Origin of the sequence: Paenibacillus sp. P13VS (assembly GCF_015143645.1) — a bacterium.
Classification (GTDB): Bacteria; Bacillota; Bacilli; order Paenibacillales; family Paenibacillaceae; genus Paenibacillus; species Paenibacillus xylanilyticus_A.
In genome coordinates, this window is record NZ_WYEV01000014.1 from 1 (window position 1) to 15,694 (window position 15,694).

Here is a 15,694-nt window from a genome sequence, read left to right on the forward strand (position 1 = left end):
TGGCCGATCACCCTCTCAGGTCGGCTACGCATCGTCGCCTTGGTGAGCCGTTACCTCACCAACTAGCTAATGCGCCGCAGGCCCATCCTCAAGTGACAGATTGCTCCGTCTTTCCAGCTTCCTTCAGGCGAAGGAAGCAAGTATTCGGTATTAGCTACCGTTTCCGGTAGTTGTCCCAAGCTTGAGGGCAGGTTGCCTACGTGTTACTCACCCGTCCGCCGCTAAGTATCAAGGAAGCAAGCTTCCTATCAACTCCGCTCGACTTGCATGTATTAGGCATGCCGCCAGCGTTCGTCCTGAGCCAGGATCAAACTCTCCAATAAAGTATTGAAAAGAGCGATTAGCTCATTTTGAATCTGACGAGATTAAAAATCTCATTTTTTGATCTTGCAAGCAAGATCATTTACTCACTCGTTGTTCAGTTTTCAAAGATCAAACGTTGTTTGCATCCGAGTTTTGTTCTCTTCAGCAACTCTTATATATTATCATGTTCCAACCAATTTAGCAAGCACTTTTTTTTAAGTTTCTTTCGAAGCTTTCAGTTGGCTTACCGCACCGTGTTTCTCGTGTTTTCTTGGCCGGAAAATTAATATATCATATATCAAAACATCTTGTAAAGTGTTTTTATAAAAATAATTTGTATATTAGATATCCAGTTGTTATTCAAAGTTCCACATCTTCTAATAACTTGGGACACGAGCATATATCAGCCCTCCATATATCTTGTCTTCATTCTATATAAAGATAATAACCCTCCCACTTCTACTCCGAAGTGAGAGGGTTGTATCTGTAATGATATAATGTTACTTACGTTCTACAGTATAACCCTTATCTTCAAGCAGCTTCACGATGCCGTGCTCACCCAGGTAGTGGGCAGCACCTACAACGATAAAGTACTCCTCTTTCTTATCACTCTTCAGATATCCATCAATCTTGTCAGCCATGCCAATGTTACGGTCGATCAGCATTGCCTTGTTGTACTCCTCGTTATCAGAGAAGCTATTGGTCAGTTCAAGCAACTGCTCATCATTACCCGTTTTCCACATCTCTGCCATTTGGTTTACACTATCATCAAGAACATCGAAGTTGTCTAATGTAGCTTTCAATGTTTCCTCTTGCAGTTCTTTGGAGAAGTCGTTAAACATGCCCAGTTGGGACTCGTACGATTCTAGCTCGATAATAGGCAGTTTGCTCTCAATGGCCTTTTGAATGAAATACAAATCCACGCCTGCCGATGCTTCATATCCAGCCGTCGTAGACTTCAGACTAGCAAGCGTACTCTCCGCAACCCAAGGCTTGAATGCGTCCAGTGCATTAGGCTCCAGTCCGTTTTTCTTCAGGATATCCCCCAGCTTGGTATAAGTCTCGCTTGACACATGATCCTTCAGTGTAGTTCCATCCTGGTAAGATCCCAGATCGAGAATCAACTTCTGTTGTGCCTCATCAGCCGCTTTACTGATGTCGATCTCAACACCTAGGTAATCCGCTTCAGCAAAAGCTTCTTCAAATTCCTCGCGCAATGGGTAGAAGCTATCATCAGCAATATGCATGGAGCCTACCAGATATACCGTATTCCCGTTGCTCTCCACTTCCCACATGAAGCCGCGGCCACCCGTTTGTACAGCTGTTTCCGCTCCCTTGGAGACAAGCAAAACGGTACGCGTCTTCGCATCCCAGTTCACTTCATAGCCTGCAGCGTCCCCAACAATACGAATTGGTGCATAGGTTACGCCATTAATGCGTGTAAGCTTGCTTTTGAGTGTAATCGTTTTGCCGTCCACCACAGCCGTAATTGTATCATCTGTCGCAGTCGTCAGCTTCACGTCCATTGCTTCAAGCGTGGAGCGAAGCGGAACCAATGTTGTTCCCTTGTTATTCATTGGTGCCCCTAGAGTGTACTCTACTGTCTGGTCATTGACTTTAACGGAAGTCTCTTGAGGTGCAGCCATGGCCGGTACCGCTGAAGCGAGCAAACCAACCGAGATGGTGAGAGATAAGAGCATGCGTTTCCAGTTTTTCATATTATGTATCTCCTTTAGATATATAGTAGGGCAATCTATTCGTTCAAAGAATGAACATCCATCATTTTTACGATACTAGACTGAGAAGGGTTCCACCTTTTTCCTGAGATAGTCCCCTTCTCCCTTATGATAATTACTTCTTACTTCCAGCCATCCACAGCCCTGCAACAGCAATAACAGCTCCAGCACCCATCAGAAATCCCTGCACAGCATCCTTTATGGAAGACCCTTCTGCACTTACTAGCGATCCTAGCAAAAGTATGGCTGCACCAACACTTAACATCATGAATGATTTTGAATTAATGCTTTTGATCATACTCAACGCCTCCAATGATTTATTGTGAAGTTGGAACATTTCTTTTCTAAAGCAGCAGCCTAGTGAACAGAAGAAAGAAAGATTGAAGAATAGAATTATTATTCATCGTATTCATTTATATTTTGTAAGCTTTCATTGCCTTAAACAGTTCCTTGAAGGTTGGACGCTTACCATACATCAACACACCCGTGCGATAGATTTTGGCAGCCAACCAGCCGAAGATAAAGATCGATACAACCAGAATGGCCAAAGACACTAGTATCTCCCATGTTGGAGCAACCCCTGCCCCGATTCGCACCAAGATGGCCGTAGGTGAGGTGAACGGTATGAAGCTGGCCACTTTTAACAGCAGAATGTTCGGTGTTGCGATACTGAAGATTGCAATATAGAAGGAAACGAGTGAAAGCATCGTAATCGGCAGCACCGCTTGACCCAGTTCTTCTGTACGGCTAACCATTGAACCAATTGCAGCAAACATCACTGCATACAGGAAGTAACCCAGGATATAGAAGATTAGTCCGTATACAATAACGGCAATGTTTACATCACTCAGGTTCAAACTGAAATCACTCAGAACATCACGGTTATGAGGAAGCAGCACATTCCCTGCAACCACCGCACCGAAGATACCGATCTGAAGCATACCTACCATAAATATCCCGATGATTTTACCAAACATCTGACTCAGTGGAGACACGCTGGTAATCAAAATCTCCATAATGCGCGAACTCTTCTCCGCTGTGATTTCGGATGCGATCATATTACCTGTCATCATAGTAGATGTGAACAGAAGGATGATCAGCAGGTATACCACAATGTAGTTAATCGGGCTCATGCCATTCTCTGACCCTGCCTCAGCTCCTGCTTCGTCAGCACTCAAGCTTTGCTCACTAACCTTAACAGGAGTATTAATCAATTCCTTTTGCTCAGCCGTGAGTACGTCCTTCACAACGACATCCAGCTTCACACTTTGCAGCGCTGCTTCTATAGAAGCAATAATCTGAGGGGACACCTCTTCTGTTGAATACAGGATCGGCTGCGGGAACTCCTGTCCTTGGGTCGTTTCAAATTTCAGATACCCATCCGTAAGTCCGGATTCCGCGTCTGCTTTCAGCGCAGCTTCATCTTTAGTACCATCAGCAATGAATCGGTACGCCTGGTCTCCCTGTGCTGACGAGAACTTCTCCAGCTTCTCCGATACTTCAGGCTGTCCCGCGCTTAGAAGCCCAATATTCACAGGGTGGTCCCCTGCAGCTCCACCACCGATAGATCCACCGTTAAACAAGGTAATGAAATAAGGTACATTAAGTCCGATTGAAATTAATAGTGCGAGCACAATGGTCGTAACTACAAATGATTTTGTTTTGACTTTGTTTTTGAACGTAAATCCGGTGATCGTTCCCATTTTATTCATTCGACTCACCCACCTCACGAATAAAGATTTGGTTAAGCGTTGGTTCTTTGATCTCAAAATGCTCTACAGTCGTCTGATTCATTGCGTGCTTCAATATCTCCTGGGCTGCCTCAACCTGAGCAATATGAATTAGATATCCACGCTCATTCCGCTCCACCTTACTTACACCAGCCAATTGATCCAAACCATCCACATTGCCAGTGGTATTCAGGGACACCTGTTCCCGCGGATAGCGGTTCTTGATCTCCTTGATCTCTCCCTGAACTACGGTATTGGAGCGATGTAGAATTGTTATCTGACGGCAAAGTTCTTCAACATGCTCCATGCGATGTGTCGAGAACAGGATAGCTGTTCCTTCATCACGCAATTCCTTAACAGTGGATTTGAGTAATTCTACGTTTACTGGATCTAAGCCGCTAAATGCCTCGTCAAGAATAAGAATCTGAGGACGGTGCACCACCGCAGCGATAAAGCCCATCTTTTGCTGGTTACCCTTCGATAACTCCTCAATCTTTTTGTCATAATACTCAGGGACCTCGAATCGATCCAGCCAGTATCTTAGGCTTCTGTCTGCATCCTTGCCATTCATGCCGCGAAGACGGGCCAAATAATTGATCTGGTCACTGACCTTCACCTTGGGATACAGTCCGCGTTCTTCCGGAAGATAACCCATGATCTGCTGAAGCTCGGTACTATAAGGCTTGCCGTTATATCGTATCTCTCCACCATCCGGATGAATCAGACCAAGCACCATGCGCATCGTTGTTGTTTTACCAGCACCATTGGCACCCAGCAATCCATAGATTTCTCCTTCTTCCACATTAAGCGTAACACCGTTAACAGCCGTCTTATCTGCATATTGCTTCACAACCTGCTTCAGTTCCAATCTGTTCATCATCTATCATCCTCCTTCGTTTATCTCCACAGTGTCGGAGCGTAACCTGCAATCCAGTATTGCAGCACTTCGTCCAGCTCCAGGTTTCGGATTTTCATGATGCGGTTGCCCGCAAGCTCCAGCCTCTCCTGTGCTTCAACTACGCGGGTCGTAATCACCCGTATGGCTCCAGCCTCCTGCTTCGACTCAACAGCCCCTGGTATACTCTCCGGTCTTAGATCGCCTTCGTACCAGATTTCTCTCCATTGATCGAGCACAACATCCTTTTCTGCCATTCCAAGTGATTGGCCCCGGTGCATCAGTACAATGTAATCCGCCAGACGCTTCACTTCATCTGCTATATGTGTTGCTATTAAAATGGTGGTATCCCCATCCGCCATGAAATTGCGGAACTGCTCGACCATGACCTTCCAGGCAAATGGATCAAGCCCAGAAGAAGGCTCATCCAGCAGGAGCAATCTCGGTCGTGCAGCGAGCGCAGCCGCTATTTCGAATTTGCGACGCTCTCCTTTGGACAACTTCTTCAGTTTTACATCATAGGGAACATCCATATCATTCATTAGCTGGTTGAACAGATTATCATCCCAACGGGTATACCAATGTGCCCGGAATCTGGCAGCTTCAACAGCGGTTATATTGTCCTCTTCCGAACCTCCACCGTCTGCAACAAAACCAATATGCTCTCTCAGCTCTGTAGGAAGTTCACCTTCGTAGTGCTGTCCGAACCACATAATCTGACCGGAATCCGGTAGTACTACCCGCTGAAGCATATTCAGCAGCGTGCTTTTTCCCGAACCGTTATGACCCAATATGGCGACCACGTATCCCTCGGGAATGACGAGATCGATAGGGCCAATGATTCTACGCTTGCGCATTTTGGATACACCGTTTAGCTGAACCGCAATTGGTTCCATGTTTCGTCACCCCTTATTCGGATAATAGATCGACTGTAAAATCTCTTGAAACAATCCCGCCATTTCCTCTTCACTGCATCCAACGGATTTACCGGACTGCACGGCTGCCTGCAACGCTTCTCTTGCTGCTGTCAATTTGTAGTTCTCCCGATCTCCTGCATCAACCTTGGCTACAAACGTGCCCGTACCCTGCTTCGTTCGAAGCAAGCCTTCATTCTCCAGATCCTGATAAACCCGGCGAACAGTAATCACGCTGCAATTCAACGAACCTGCAAATTCGCGAATGGATGGCAAATGCGTTCCCTCCCCCAATTGACCCGTTATAATTAAAGATCTTAGCTGGTTTTCAATTTGGTGATATAAAGGTTCAGCACTATTTTCATTAATTTGAATCGGTATATTCAAGTCCTGCACCTCACCCTCCCGTACACTTCAGTTCACTTGCACGATAGTGCCGGTTATCCTCGATGTCGTTCTATATTTGACTTACCTTTAACTTAAATCCCGCTTCGATAACTTCCTTAGTGTTAAGCGACTAAGCAACCATAACACCGCAAATCCCAATATTAGCGAGCCCCACATAAATGGTGATAACAATCCGAAGGTTTTGCTGATTTCTACGGCATATTGCAATCCGTTTCCACCCATGATTCGAATGAAGAGCGCAATGAGGACAATTACAGGTATAAACAGCATGCTGATTAACAAATACTTTTTGCCTGTGTGCAGAAATTCCCCAAAGATATAAAACCCTGTAATCAGTAACCCATATCCTGTACACGTTAGGGCAAAGGCTAGATACTGATCCCATCGAAACCCTTCCAGATGCATCACCGAGACATACAACGCGCCATAGTAGAATATGCCATTAAAGATGAAGGCGAGCAAAGCCTGCTGAATGCGTCCCCACATGACGGTCTCAGCCGAAATGGGAAGTCTGCGATAGTAGGTCAGCATCTGTGTATACGAATCTTCCTGTATGTAGCGGAAAGAGCGTCTGGAGAAGATAAATCCCTGAAATGGAATCATAAGCAAGAAGTAGGAATCCGAAATCGTGTTAAGTGCACTTTCCTCCCTCTGTCCATATAACATGACACCTCCCATAGCTCCAACATAGATCATAAACATTGCGGACCATAACCATTGATATCGGTCCTTGCTCCATTCGCTGCGGGTTAGCCACCAAGCTTGCTTCCAATCATTCATAACATTGCCTGCCTTTCCATCTCACACTTTTACTATGCAAGCTGTGTTCACTGTGTTTACTGTATATATCAATATACACAGTATACAGACCTCCACCTCGTACCGTCAACCCCTTTTTTTCCTGAATCAGGAATATAGCAGAAATTTATTCCCTTGGACATTGAAATGATGCAGTATGAAAGGCTGGCTCAGGGCAGTTACCACCATATACGTTTAACAACTGCTTCGGACTAAAGGTGTGTATACAAAAAGCAGGCAAAAAAAAAGAGAGCTGACTCCGATATTGTGCGAACACAAAACGGAATCAACTCTTTCAATTTTCCGGCACCTGTATGCAGAAGAGGTCAAACTTTTACACCAAATTGTAGCCGCTTGGCAAACTGCGATTACTGCGGATGGCACGAATTTCGGCTAGTGTCAGCCGTTGATTGGTGGAGATCAGGGATTCTACATCATTTCCCCGAATCAGATCATCCAAATCTCTAAGATTGGTATTGCCACGATAAACGCGGAATCCACCCTGAAAGTTTGGTCTCGTAAACACAACCAGCGTTGCATTGGAACTTGTCGAGAAAAAGCGCAGGCTCTCTACCCCATCCAGAATGTTATCCAGATTGCGCAGACTCGTGTTACCACGGTAAATCCGGCTTCTCCCTCTGTAGTTCTCTTCTGAATACACCGTGAGACGTGGATACGTTTGACTGACTTGGACTGTTTTTTTCACTTGTTGTTTCCCCCTCTCGATCTCATTCTATGTAAGGATGAGAGAGAAGGTATGGACGATTGAACGAATCCATTCATCCATTTTCATATTTTCAAAGAATCTGTTTACTGTTCTACACGCCGAGGATGACTTCCCATACAGGGCGCGTATGCCCGCCAGGATAAAGGAGATATAACAGGACATATACAACAACGCCTGTCAGTGCACTGCTGAACCAGATCATGGAAGTAAACCGTCCCCAGCGACGATGTGTAGCAAATTTCTTCTTAAATCCCAGCACCAGGGTAGAGATACCGAAGACCGCAGCTGCTGTGGCGAGAATAATATGAAAGATCAGAAAGATTCGATAGAAAATCTCCATCTCCGGATCACCGCCCCAAGCGGTATTTCCTACAAATATCGTTCGGGACATGTAGATGATAAAGAATAGCAGAGCTGCGACAGCTCCAGCTATCATCATGGACTGATGAGCCTCCTTTTTGCCGCGAACGATTAACACCCAGCCGATCCCAACCAGTACAGCGCTAATCACAATGAAAGAAGTACTGATCGTAGGTAGCAAAAAATGCATATCCATCGTGTGTTCCCCCTCTTGTCTAAACATAACTAAGGCTTATTTCGCAGGATTAAGCGGTCCACCTGAACGTTCTACAGGATACGGATCAACATCATCTTCGCGTTTTTCCTTGCGGTACCATTGAAAGAAAACATATGCCAGCATGGATACGAAGATACCCTCCTGAATAAACTTCATCAAAATACCACCCACCTGCTGATCCTCTTTGGCAGAAGACAGGAAGTTAAAGAAACCTGGACCCCCAAATGTACGCAATAATGCCGAGGAGTCCCCTGACACGCAATATCTCATCGCTTCCGCCCATACGGCAGGATTGCTATACGTTGCATATAACGGCTCGGACGCAAAAATGATCAGGCCGCAGGCTGGTGTTAACAGCACCATATTAAGAAAGATAAATCCAATCTTCGACAGTCCTGACGCCTGTCTTGCCTCCGGCAGCGGATTAAGAAGTGTCCACCACATGAGCATAGAGGTAATAAAGAGAACCAAGTAATACAGTCGGTGAACCGTAAAATTCAGCATGACATAGTCATGGACGACGGGCAGATGATACAGCGAAAATAAACCATTAAAGAGTAATGCCGCGACAATTGGATGAGCTAAAAAGGATAACTGCCGCGCTGGCAGCCACTGAATGATCTTTCGCCACACCCAGAGGGGCAGCCCTTTCATCAACAAAGGTGGAGCAACCAGATAAGACAGAGCCATGCTTACCATGTGAAAGCTGAACATGACATGCCCCAGCAAATTAAATGGTCCAGCCTGGGCAAGATAAAACACGGCCAGACCGATAATAAACATGATTTTCTGTGCAGCGGTAGCAGGTTCTGCATCCGTAACCCTTTCACTTAACGGACCTACGACAAACAGATATACAGCTGCAATGAGTAAAAATAATGCAAGAATGAAGGGGCTCCATAAATCGTTGAAACTGAAGTATTGCAACCCGAGCATACGGGAAACCTCCCGGTGACCTGATTTGGTTGTAGCCTTAAACCATCTTTTTCATTCCATCGCCTAAAAGGGGAAAAGACGGCGGCACTGCGCCGCCGCCATCTCATTTACCACCAAACCCAATAGAGTGCCATGATGATGCACGTGAATGCTACGAAAAATCCGAAAGCCATAAACAGGATTGGCATCAGATGGCCTTTATCCTTCATGTGCATCCAGTATCCCAGCTGCACAAATACCTGAAGAATGGCCATAACCACCAAAAGAATGATGGTAAAGGATGTATTGACGCCCCCTGCCTTAACGGCTGCAAACGCAATGAGTGTCAGGATGATGGAGAATATAAACACAACGACATGCTTCTGCGGTCCTTCTGTCCGGTGACGATGTTTCACAGGCTGTTGATCACTCTTATCCTGTACCGACATGTGTTAACCCACCTTTCCGAGCAGGTAGACGACCGTAAAGATAAACACCCAGACCACGTCAATAAAGTGCCAGTACATTGCGGAGACGTATACCTTTGGTGCAGTTACGACCGTTAATCCTTTTCTGAACAGCTGCCCGATAATAAGTCCGATCCACAGAATACCGAATGCAACGTGGGCTCCATGGAATCCAACCAGCGTGTAAAAAGCGGAGCTGAATGCACTGGTGGTCATCCCGAACTCTTTGTGCACCACATATTCATAGAACTCATAAATTTCGATACCAAGGAATCCAAGGCCCAGCACTACCGTAATTCCGAGCCAAAGTGCCAATGCACTTCGGTTACCCCGATGCATGGCTTGGATCGCAAATACACTTGTCAGACTGCTGACGAGGAGTATGAAGGTCGCTGCTGCCACAAGCGGCAGATGGAACAGTTCATTCGCCGATGGCCCTTCATTGGTCTGGCCACGAAGCGCCAGGAAGGTTGCGAAGAGTGTACCGAACAATACCGTCTCGCCGCCAAGGAACAACCAGAAGCCAATGAGCTTGTTGCGTCCCTCCAGCGTTGCTTTCTCCGGTTCATGCGGCAGTTGGCCACTTACCGGTTCGGCATGTGAAGTTGTCATGTTCTAACCCCCTTCTCATCCTGATCCTCGGGCTCGATATGCCAGCCATGGTCATCATAAAGTGAACGCATGGCCATCGCTCCGAATGTAATCAGAAGGCCGATAATAACCACAATATAATTATTGAAAAGTCCATTCATAAAGGCATTGCCAAAATCGTCTTTGCTGAACATCAGGCCCAGTCCGGCAATGAAAATACCGACAGACATGATAAATGGCAGCGGTGTTGCAGATGGCATATGAATCGAACCTACCGGTTCAGCAGGAGTCATCTCCGTTTGTCCTGCCATCTTTTCCTTCCAATATGCGTCGATTCCGCGAACAAGCGGAGTCTGCTTGAAGTTATATTCCGGCGGTGGAGACGGGATGGACCATTCCAACGTACGGCCATCTTCCCACGGATCATTTGGTGCATTCACCGGTTTTCTCGTTGTAATGACAATGTTCACGAGGAACATGATCACACCTACACCCATCAGGAATGCTCCAATGGAGCTGACCAGGTTAAGCAGGTCAAAGTCCTGATTCGGCAAGTATGTAACGATCCGGCGCTGCATCCCCATTAGACCGAGGAAATGCTGAACGAAGAACGTTAATTGGAAACCGATCATGAATGTCCAGAATGTCCATTTCCCAAGTGTTTCGCTCAAAACGCGACCGAACATCTTCGGCCACCAGTAATGCAGGCCCGAGAACAATCCAAGAACCAAGCCACCAACGATTACATAGTGGAAGTGGGCTACGACAAAGTACGTATCATGGAACTGGAAATCAGCTGGTGCAGATGCAAGCATGACACCTGTGACACCACCCATGACGAAGGTTGGAACGAATCCTACAGCAAACAGGTTCGCAGCCGTAAAGCGGATCTGTCCACCCCACATCGTAAAGAGCCAGTTAAAGATTTTGATCCCTGTCGGTACGGCAATAAGCATGGTTGAGATTGAAAAGAGTGCGTTAGCCACATTGCCGAGGCCCGTTGTAAACATGTGGTGTGCCCATACCATGAATCCCAAGAAGGCAATCAGGATGGTTGCAAACACCATGGAGCTGTAACCAAACAATCTCTTGCGTGCAAAGGTCGGAATAACTTCCGAGATAATTCCAAACGCCGGCAAGATGAGTATGTACACTTCCGGGTGTCCGAAGATCCAGAAAATGTGCTGCCAGAGTACAGGGTTACCACCATTTGCGACATCGAAAAAGTTGGCTCCCAGAATACGGTCAAACGTCAACAGTACTAATCCCACCGTGATGGCAGGGAATGCAAAAAGGATAATGGCTGAAGTAATAAATGTTGTCCATGTAAACATCGGCATCCGCATATAGGACATGCCGGGTGCACGCATCGTAATGATCGTGGCGAGAAAGTTAATGCCGCCGATGAGTGTTCCGAGACCAGCTATCTGTAGACCAATCGTATAGAAGTCCACACCATGGGTTCCGCTGTACTCACTACTGGAGAGCGGCGTGTATGACGTCCAGCCTGCATCAGGCGCTCCGCCCATGATCCAGCTCAGGTTCAGGAGCAGTCCGCCAAACAGGAACGTCCAGAATCCTAGTGCATTAATAAATGGAAAGGCGACGTCCCGGGCACCAATCTGCAAAGGAACAACAGCATTCATAATGGCAAATATGATTGGCATGACACCAAGGAAGATCATCGTTGTTCCGTGCATCGTAATCAATTCGTTGAAGACCTGAGCCGATACAAAATTATTCATCGGCTTCATCAGCTGAATCCGGATCAGGATGGCTTCAATACCGCCAATCCCGAAGAATAATCCACCTGCAATTAAATAGAGAATGGCAATCTTTTTGTGATCGACGGTGGTGATCCAATCCATCAAGCCCCTGTACCGCTTGACGCTATGAGCATGAGCCAAGGTAGTGTACCCCCTTCTTCGTCCTTGCTGTTCTATTCATAGTCCAATTTGTAGTTGGCTAGATATTCGGCAATTCCGTCGATTTCTTCATCCGTAAGTCCAAGATCTTTTGGATTCGGCATCGTATTGCCTGGCTTCACGGATTGTGGATCATGGAGCCATTGTTTCATGTTATCCAGCACCGGATTACCTTCTTCCTGTCCCTCACGCTGGTTCAGCAAAATACCTGCGACAGCTTCCTTGCCGCCGATCCCTGTGAGATTCGGGGCAACAGGTCCGCCCTGATCGCCAACGGCGTGGCAAGACAGGCAGTTCGTTTTGAACTTTTCAGCAAGCTGTGTATCTTCCGGCAGCACTGCCGGTGCCTTCATCTCATTGACCCATCTGTCAAAGGATTCCTGGCTGACTGCTTTTACTTTGAATTCCATAAAGGCATGCGACCTTCCGCATAGCTCCGCACATTTTCCGCGGTAAACGCCTTCATTAGGTGCCGAGAAACTAAATCTGTTCACGGTTCCATCCGGGTTTGTGTCCATTTTGCCCGCAAGTGACGGCACCCAGAAGGAGTGAAGCACGTCTGCGGTTTTCAATTCGAATGCGATTTTTTTGCCGGTCGGGATGATAAGATCTTGAGAGGTGGTAACATCATATTGAGGATAAGTGAATTCCCACCAATACTGATGTGAGGTAACTTTGACCTGTATTGCATTTTTGTCCTTGGACAAATCTTCGCCTTGGGCAAAGATCGTCTGAACTGTCGGTACGGCCAGTACAATAACCAGCAATAGCGGAATGGCTGTCCAAATCACTTCCAGCTTGAAATTGCCTTCAACCTGTTCGGGAACTTCATTCTGCCCGGCACGTCTGCGAAACCGGATCAGCACGTACGCAGCAATGGCAAATACAATGATGAGCACTACGATCATAATCGTAATGGACAGCTTCATCAGATCATATTGGCCTTGTGCCACAGGACCCTGAGGTTTCATTACCGACAAGTCTTCCCGCCCGCATGCGGATAGCAGCAAAGAGAACACCGCCAGCAAGGGGAGAATTCGCTTTGCAACCTGCCACTGTTTCATCATTGATCTACCCCACTTTTTTAACATTTTCGTAGATTACCGTTATCGTTCGAAGTCTGGCCTGATAAGGTCACTTCAGCCCGATCCGCATAATCCTGTCCGTCATACAGAATGGCTTCCAAAAATAACGCTTCCAGAACCCCCCTTCATTTCCTCCAAAGGGCATGTCTGCGCATTCTTCCAATTCATTCTATATGGTTCAATCACTTATTAAATATAAGTTGAGGGTATGATTTTGTCAATCTTTGGACACATGTTCACAAATTGTTCACTTATGTATAAAAACCGCACCACAACTTAGTTTGCAAACGATTTCAGTTATAAATGTAAACCTCTTAATTTGAAAATATTTGCCATATTTCGGCGATTTATCGTGAATTTTCAGTGACTTATCTCACGCGAAAAACATGCAGTATTATGCAAAAGAATAATCGCTTTTCTCAGCTTTCTTTTTTCCCAGCTTCTACAGGGCCAAATCCTGCACTCTGTTCGAATTCACATCGATGAACTGGCTTTGGCGTCTGACCCTGTATGTTGGCTTCACTCCTAAACGACCATCTGAACAAACCTAACCTGCCTAGTCAAAGGACTTACGATCCATCGGTTAGTATAAGCGGTCCATCTCGGGTTATCGCAATTGTATGTTCATACTGGACTCCCCATGTTCCGTCGACCGTCCGGACCGTCCATCCATCTTCATCCCAGAACACGGCTCCTGAACTGCCTCTCGTAAATATGGGCTCAATTGTAATAACCATGCCTTCCGTAAGCATCATACCGGTCCTGCGTTTACCATAAGGCAGTACGTTGGGTGGTTCATGAATATACTGACCAATCCCATGACCGATGAGCGGCTTAACAATGCCATAGCGGTACAATCTCGCAGTACGTTCAATGGCGTTGCCGATATCCCCCAGCGTATTTCCTGGTACTGCCTGTGCTATAGCCCGGTGGAGGGCCCTTTCTGTGCGTTTCATCAGCTTGCGTATGGATCTGCGTTGTTCGCCAATTCCGTAAGTCCATGCCGAGTCAGCAAGCCAGCCATCCTTGTTTACCACCATATCAATGGTCACAACATCCCCTGAGCCAATTCCCGTTCATCCGGGAAGCCGTGACAGACAACTTCATTCACTGAAGCACAAGTCGCATACGGATAGCCCTTATACCCCTTTTGCTCCGGAGTGGCCCCTCGTTCGGCCAAAAATGCCTCTACCCGTCTGTCGATCTCACCTGTGGTTATGCCAGGGGTAAGCCATTGTTCAATATGCTCGTGGCAGCTTCGCAGAATCCGGCCTGCTTCCCGCATGTAGCCAATCTCTTCTCTCGTTTTCAAAATAGGGTCCACATGCATTCATCCTTCCTGCCTATGTGTACTTCCATGTATATGCAGAAGAAATGCCACACAGCCCAAAAGTGACGCAATGCTTCATGTCCTTTCATTTCACGAGTAAATCTCTGGACAGCAAAAAAAACCGTCTGCCGGAGCGTATCGCCCGGGAGACGGTTCTATTCATATCGGAACAGTATAATTCAATGATGTGTTTCAGGACACGGAAGAATCCATCTTGACAAGCTCATGCTCGACCACAGAAGTCAATTCTTCCTCATATCCACCCGTAATCCGGTATTTTCTCACGTACTCCTTCACGAATTTTTTTGGATCCTTAGGACGGAAAATCCGAGTCATTTCCCTCAAACTTTCTTTGACCTCATTGTGACCTTTCGTTGCCATTGTAATTCCCTCCCAAAACGTTGAAAGTGAATGCTCCGTTTAGAGAACGCCGAATAAGTCTTAAATGCCATCCATGAAGTTGTGTGCGCGGCTTAAAGCAAGCTTTAGGTCGGGAACCTCGCTGAAAGCAAGTACCTGACACTATAAATACCCGATATGATTCGGTTTGAATCATAATCTTATTGTAGCATATTCGGGAGTATGTTACGACTTGACGATTTTGCTTATTATTTATAACGGTTTTTACGCCCAAAAAGTTTAATCCCGAATCATATTTTATGAATATGTCCCTTCTGTACGGAATTAATTCTATCCAGCATAACACGGAACTATTCGGGGGATATTATCACGGACAACTCATACAGTTAAATTACTGGTATCAAAGGAGGCGCTGTTTCATGGACCGCAAAGAACAGGATATGCTGCCCCTTTCGCATGAAAAGGTGGAAGTCGACGGAGTCTACATCAATGAAGCGGGTCGCGAGGAACATCTGCACCGTGGTCAACATTTCCCGGCTGATCCGGTTCTGGGCAAATCGGAATGGAAGCTGACCGAGTTCATGTTTGAGAATCATCACGAAGGCCGCACGGACGAACGTCTGGTACCCAAAGAGAACGATACCGATAAAATAGGAAAAGTTACTTCTCCACGCAGAAACTTTCAACGAAAAGATCTGTAGATTCATTTAAGCCTGTTGAATATCTCACAAACATGACCGGGGCTCATCACGCCATTACCTATGGCTGGTGCGCCCTTGTTTTCCATATAAGTTGAATGCACGGTCCAACCCGCTTTTCCTCCTATAGTCCCCATAAGTTTCCGTGTCTTATTCTCTATCTCGTAACATTCATCATTAAACCCGGTTCAGTTCTGTCCACCTTCTTCATAACGTATAGAAAAAGGACAAAGGA

Annotated in this window: 16 protein-coding genes, 1 rRNA gene and 1 pseudogene; 1 reads left to right on the forward strand and 17 read right to left on the reverse strand. The window is 46.3% G+C overall.

The features are described 5' to 3' along the window. The 17 genes and pseudogenes from GUA98_RS25155 to GUA98_RS25235 all read right to left on the reverse strand — a co-directional run. Window positions 1-323, reverse strand: a 16S ribosomal RNA gene (locus GUA98_RS25155); the annotation flags it as partial. Window positions 324-803: 480 nt separating this feature from the next. Then, complete coding sequence (locus GUA98_RS25160; protein WP_193724761.1) at window positions 804-2,021, reverse strand: TraB/GumN family protein; 1,218 nt, start codon at window positions 2,019-2,021, stop codon at window positions 804-806. A gap of 133 nt (window positions 2,022-2,154) precedes the next feature. Continuing rightward, on the reverse strand, window positions 2,155-2,337 hold the full coding sequence (locus tag GUA98_RS25165) for a hypothetical protein (protein WP_193724762.1): 183 nt from the start codon (window positions 2,335-2,337) through the stop codon (window positions 2,155-2,157). A gap of 115 nt (window positions 2,338-2,452) precedes the next feature. Further along, entirely contained in the window at window positions 2,453-3,751 is a 1,299-nt protein-coding gene (locus GUA98_RS25170; RefSeq protein ID WP_153976786.1) for an ABC transporter permease, read from the reverse strand. After that, the gene (locus GUA98_RS25175) at window positions 3,744-4,646 is read right to left on the reverse strand and encodes an ABC transporter ATP-binding protein (protein WP_193724825.1); all 903 of its coding nucleotides are present in this window, start codon (window positions 4,644-4,646) and stop codon (window positions 3,744-3,746) included. Before GUA98_RS25175 ends, GUA98_RS25170 begins: the two co-directional genes overlap by 8 nt. A gap of 20 nt (window positions 4,647-4,666) precedes the next feature. Further along, entirely contained in the window at window positions 4,667-5,560 is an 894-nt protein-coding gene (locus tag GUA98_RS25180; RefSeq protein WP_193724763.1) for an ATP-binding cassette domain-containing protein, read from the reverse strand. A 6-nt stretch (window positions 5,561-5,566) separates the two neighbouring features. After that, window positions 5,567-5,965 (reverse strand): GntR family transcriptional regulator, encoded by a 399-nt coding sequence (locus GUA98_RS25185; protein ID WP_153980537.1) that lies wholly within the window; start codon window positions 5,963-5,965, stop codon window positions 5,567-5,569. A gap of 87 nt (window positions 5,966-6,052) precedes the next feature. Then, a complete protein-coding gene (locus GUA98_RS25190; protein ID WP_193724764.1) occupies window positions 6,053-6,766 on the reverse strand; it encodes a hypothetical protein in 714 nt (237 codons plus the stop codon). A gap of 352 nt (window positions 6,767-7,118) precedes the next feature. Then, a complete protein-coding gene (locus tag GUA98_RS25195; RefSeq protein WP_193724765.1) occupies window positions 7,119-7,490 on the reverse strand; it encodes a hypothetical protein in 372 nt (123 codons plus the stop codon). 112 nt (window positions 7,491-7,602) lie between these two features. Continuing rightward, a complete protein-coding gene (locus tag GUA98_RS25200; protein WP_153976782.1) occupies window positions 7,603-8,067 on the reverse strand; it encodes a DUF420 domain-containing protein in 465 nt (154 codons plus the stop codon). 36 nt (window positions 8,068-8,103) lie between these two features. After that, entirely contained in the window at window positions 8,104-9,024 is a 921-nt protein-coding gene (ctaG, locus tag GUA98_RS25205; protein WP_193724766.1) for a cytochrome c oxidase assembly factor CtaG, read from the reverse strand. Window positions 9,025-9,131: 107 nt separating this feature from the next. Then, entirely contained in the window at window positions 9,132-9,452 is a 321-nt protein-coding gene (locus tag GUA98_RS25210) for a cytochrome C oxidase subunit IV family protein (RefSeq protein WP_095291893.1), read from the reverse strand. A 3-nt stretch (window positions 9,453-9,455) separates the two neighbouring features. After that, the gene (locus tag GUA98_RS25215; RefSeq protein WP_095291892.1) at window positions 9,456-10,082 is read right to left on the reverse strand and encodes a cytochrome (ubi)quinol oxidase subunit III; all 627 of its coding nucleotides are present in this window, start codon (window positions 10,080-10,082) and stop codon (window positions 9,456-9,458) included. Then, window positions 10,079-11,929 carry a cytochrome c oxidase subunit I gene (ctaD, locus tag GUA98_RS25220; protein ID WP_415753060.1) on the reverse strand — a complete coding sequence of 617 codons (1,851 nt, stop codon included), beginning with the start codon at window positions 11,927-11,929 and terminating at the stop codon, window positions 10,079-10,081. The genes GUA98_RS25215 and ctaD overlap by 4 nt, the downstream gene beginning before the upstream one ends. A 71-nt stretch (window positions 11,930-12,000) precedes the next feature. Then, the gene (gene coxB, locus GUA98_RS25225) at window positions 12,001-13,053 is read right to left on the reverse strand and encodes a cytochrome c oxidase subunit II (protein WP_153976779.1); all 1,053 of its coding nucleotides are present in this window, start codon (window positions 13,051-13,053) and stop codon (window positions 12,001-12,003) included. A 587-nt stretch (window positions 13,054-13,640) separates the two neighbouring features. Continuing rightward, window positions 13,641-14,401: pseudogene (map, locus tag GUA98_RS25230) on the reverse strand (type I methionyl aminopeptidase). Window positions 14,402-14,593: 192 nt separating this feature from the next. Continuing rightward, complete coding sequence (locus tag GUA98_RS25235) at window positions 14,594-14,782, reverse strand: hypothetical protein (protein ID WP_017690840.1); 189 nt, start codon at window positions 14,780-14,782, stop codon at window positions 14,594-14,596. Window positions 14,783-15,180: 398 nt separating this feature from the next. Between GUA98_RS25235 and GUA98_RS25240 the strand changes: the two genes are divergently transcribed. Next, on the forward strand, window positions 15,181-15,462 hold the full coding sequence (locus GUA98_RS25240) for a transposase (RefSeq protein ID WP_095291887.1): 282 nt from the start codon (window positions 15,181-15,183) through the stop codon (window positions 15,460-15,462). The last annotated feature ends 232 nt before the right edge of the window (window positions 15,463-15,694 follow it).

Bases quoted from the DNA above. Each gene is read 5' to 3' on its own strand.
- GUA98_RS25160 (WP_193724761.1), bottom strand. From the start codon at position 2,021: ATGAAAAACTGGAAACGCATGCTCTTATCTCTCACCATCTCGGTTGGT.
- GUA98_RS25180 (WP_193724763.1), bottom strand. From the start codon at position 5,560: ATGGAACCAATTGCGGTTCAGCTAAACGGTGTATCCAAAATGCGCAAG.
- GUA98_RS25210 (WP_095291893.1), bottom strand. From the start codon at position 9,452: ATGTCGGTACAGGATAAGAGTGATCAACAGCCTGTGAAACATCGTCAC.
- ctaD (WP_415753060.1), bottom strand. From the start codon at position 11,929: ATGGATTGGATCACCACCGTCGATCACAAAAAGATTGCCATTCTCTAT.
- GUA98_RS25200 (WP_153976782.1), bottom strand. From the start codon at position 8,067: ATGGATATGCATTTTTTGCTACCTACGATCAGTACTTCTTTCATTGTG.
- GUA98_RS25235 (WP_017690840.1), bottom strand. From the start codon at position 14,782: ATGGCAACGAAAGGTCACAATGAGGTCAAAGAAAGTTTGAGGGAAATG.
- GUA98_RS25170 (WP_153976786.1), bottom strand. From the start codon at position 3,751: ATGAATAAAATGGGAACGATCACCGGATTTACGTTCAAAAACAAAGTC.
- GUA98_RS25215 (WP_095291892.1), bottom strand. From the start codon at position 10,082: ATGACAACTTCACATGCCGAACCGGTAAGTGGCCAACTGCCGCATGAA.
- GUA98_RS25240 (WP_095291887.1), top strand. From the start codon at position 15,181: ATGGACCGCAAAGAACAGGATATGCTGCCCCTTTCGCATGAAAAGGTG.
- GUA98_RS25165 (WP_193724762.1), bottom strand. From the start codon at position 2,337: ATGATCAAAAGCATTAATTCAAAATCATTCATGATGTTAAGTGTTGGT.
- coxB (WP_153976779.1), bottom strand. From the start codon at position 13,053: ATGATGAAACAGTGGCAGGTTGCAAAGCGAATTCTCCCCTTGCTGGCG.
- GUA98_RS25175 (WP_193724825.1), bottom strand. From the start codon at position 4,646: ATGAACAGATTGGAACTGAAGCAGGTTGTGAAGCAATATGCAGATAAG.
- ctaG (WP_193724766.1), bottom strand. From the start codon at position 9,024: ATGCTCGGGTTGCAATACTTCAGTTTCAACGATTTATGGAGCCCCTTC.
- GUA98_RS25190 (WP_193724764.1), bottom strand. From the start codon at position 6,766: ATGAATGATTGGAAGCAAGCTTGGTGGCTAACCCGCAGCGAATGGAGC.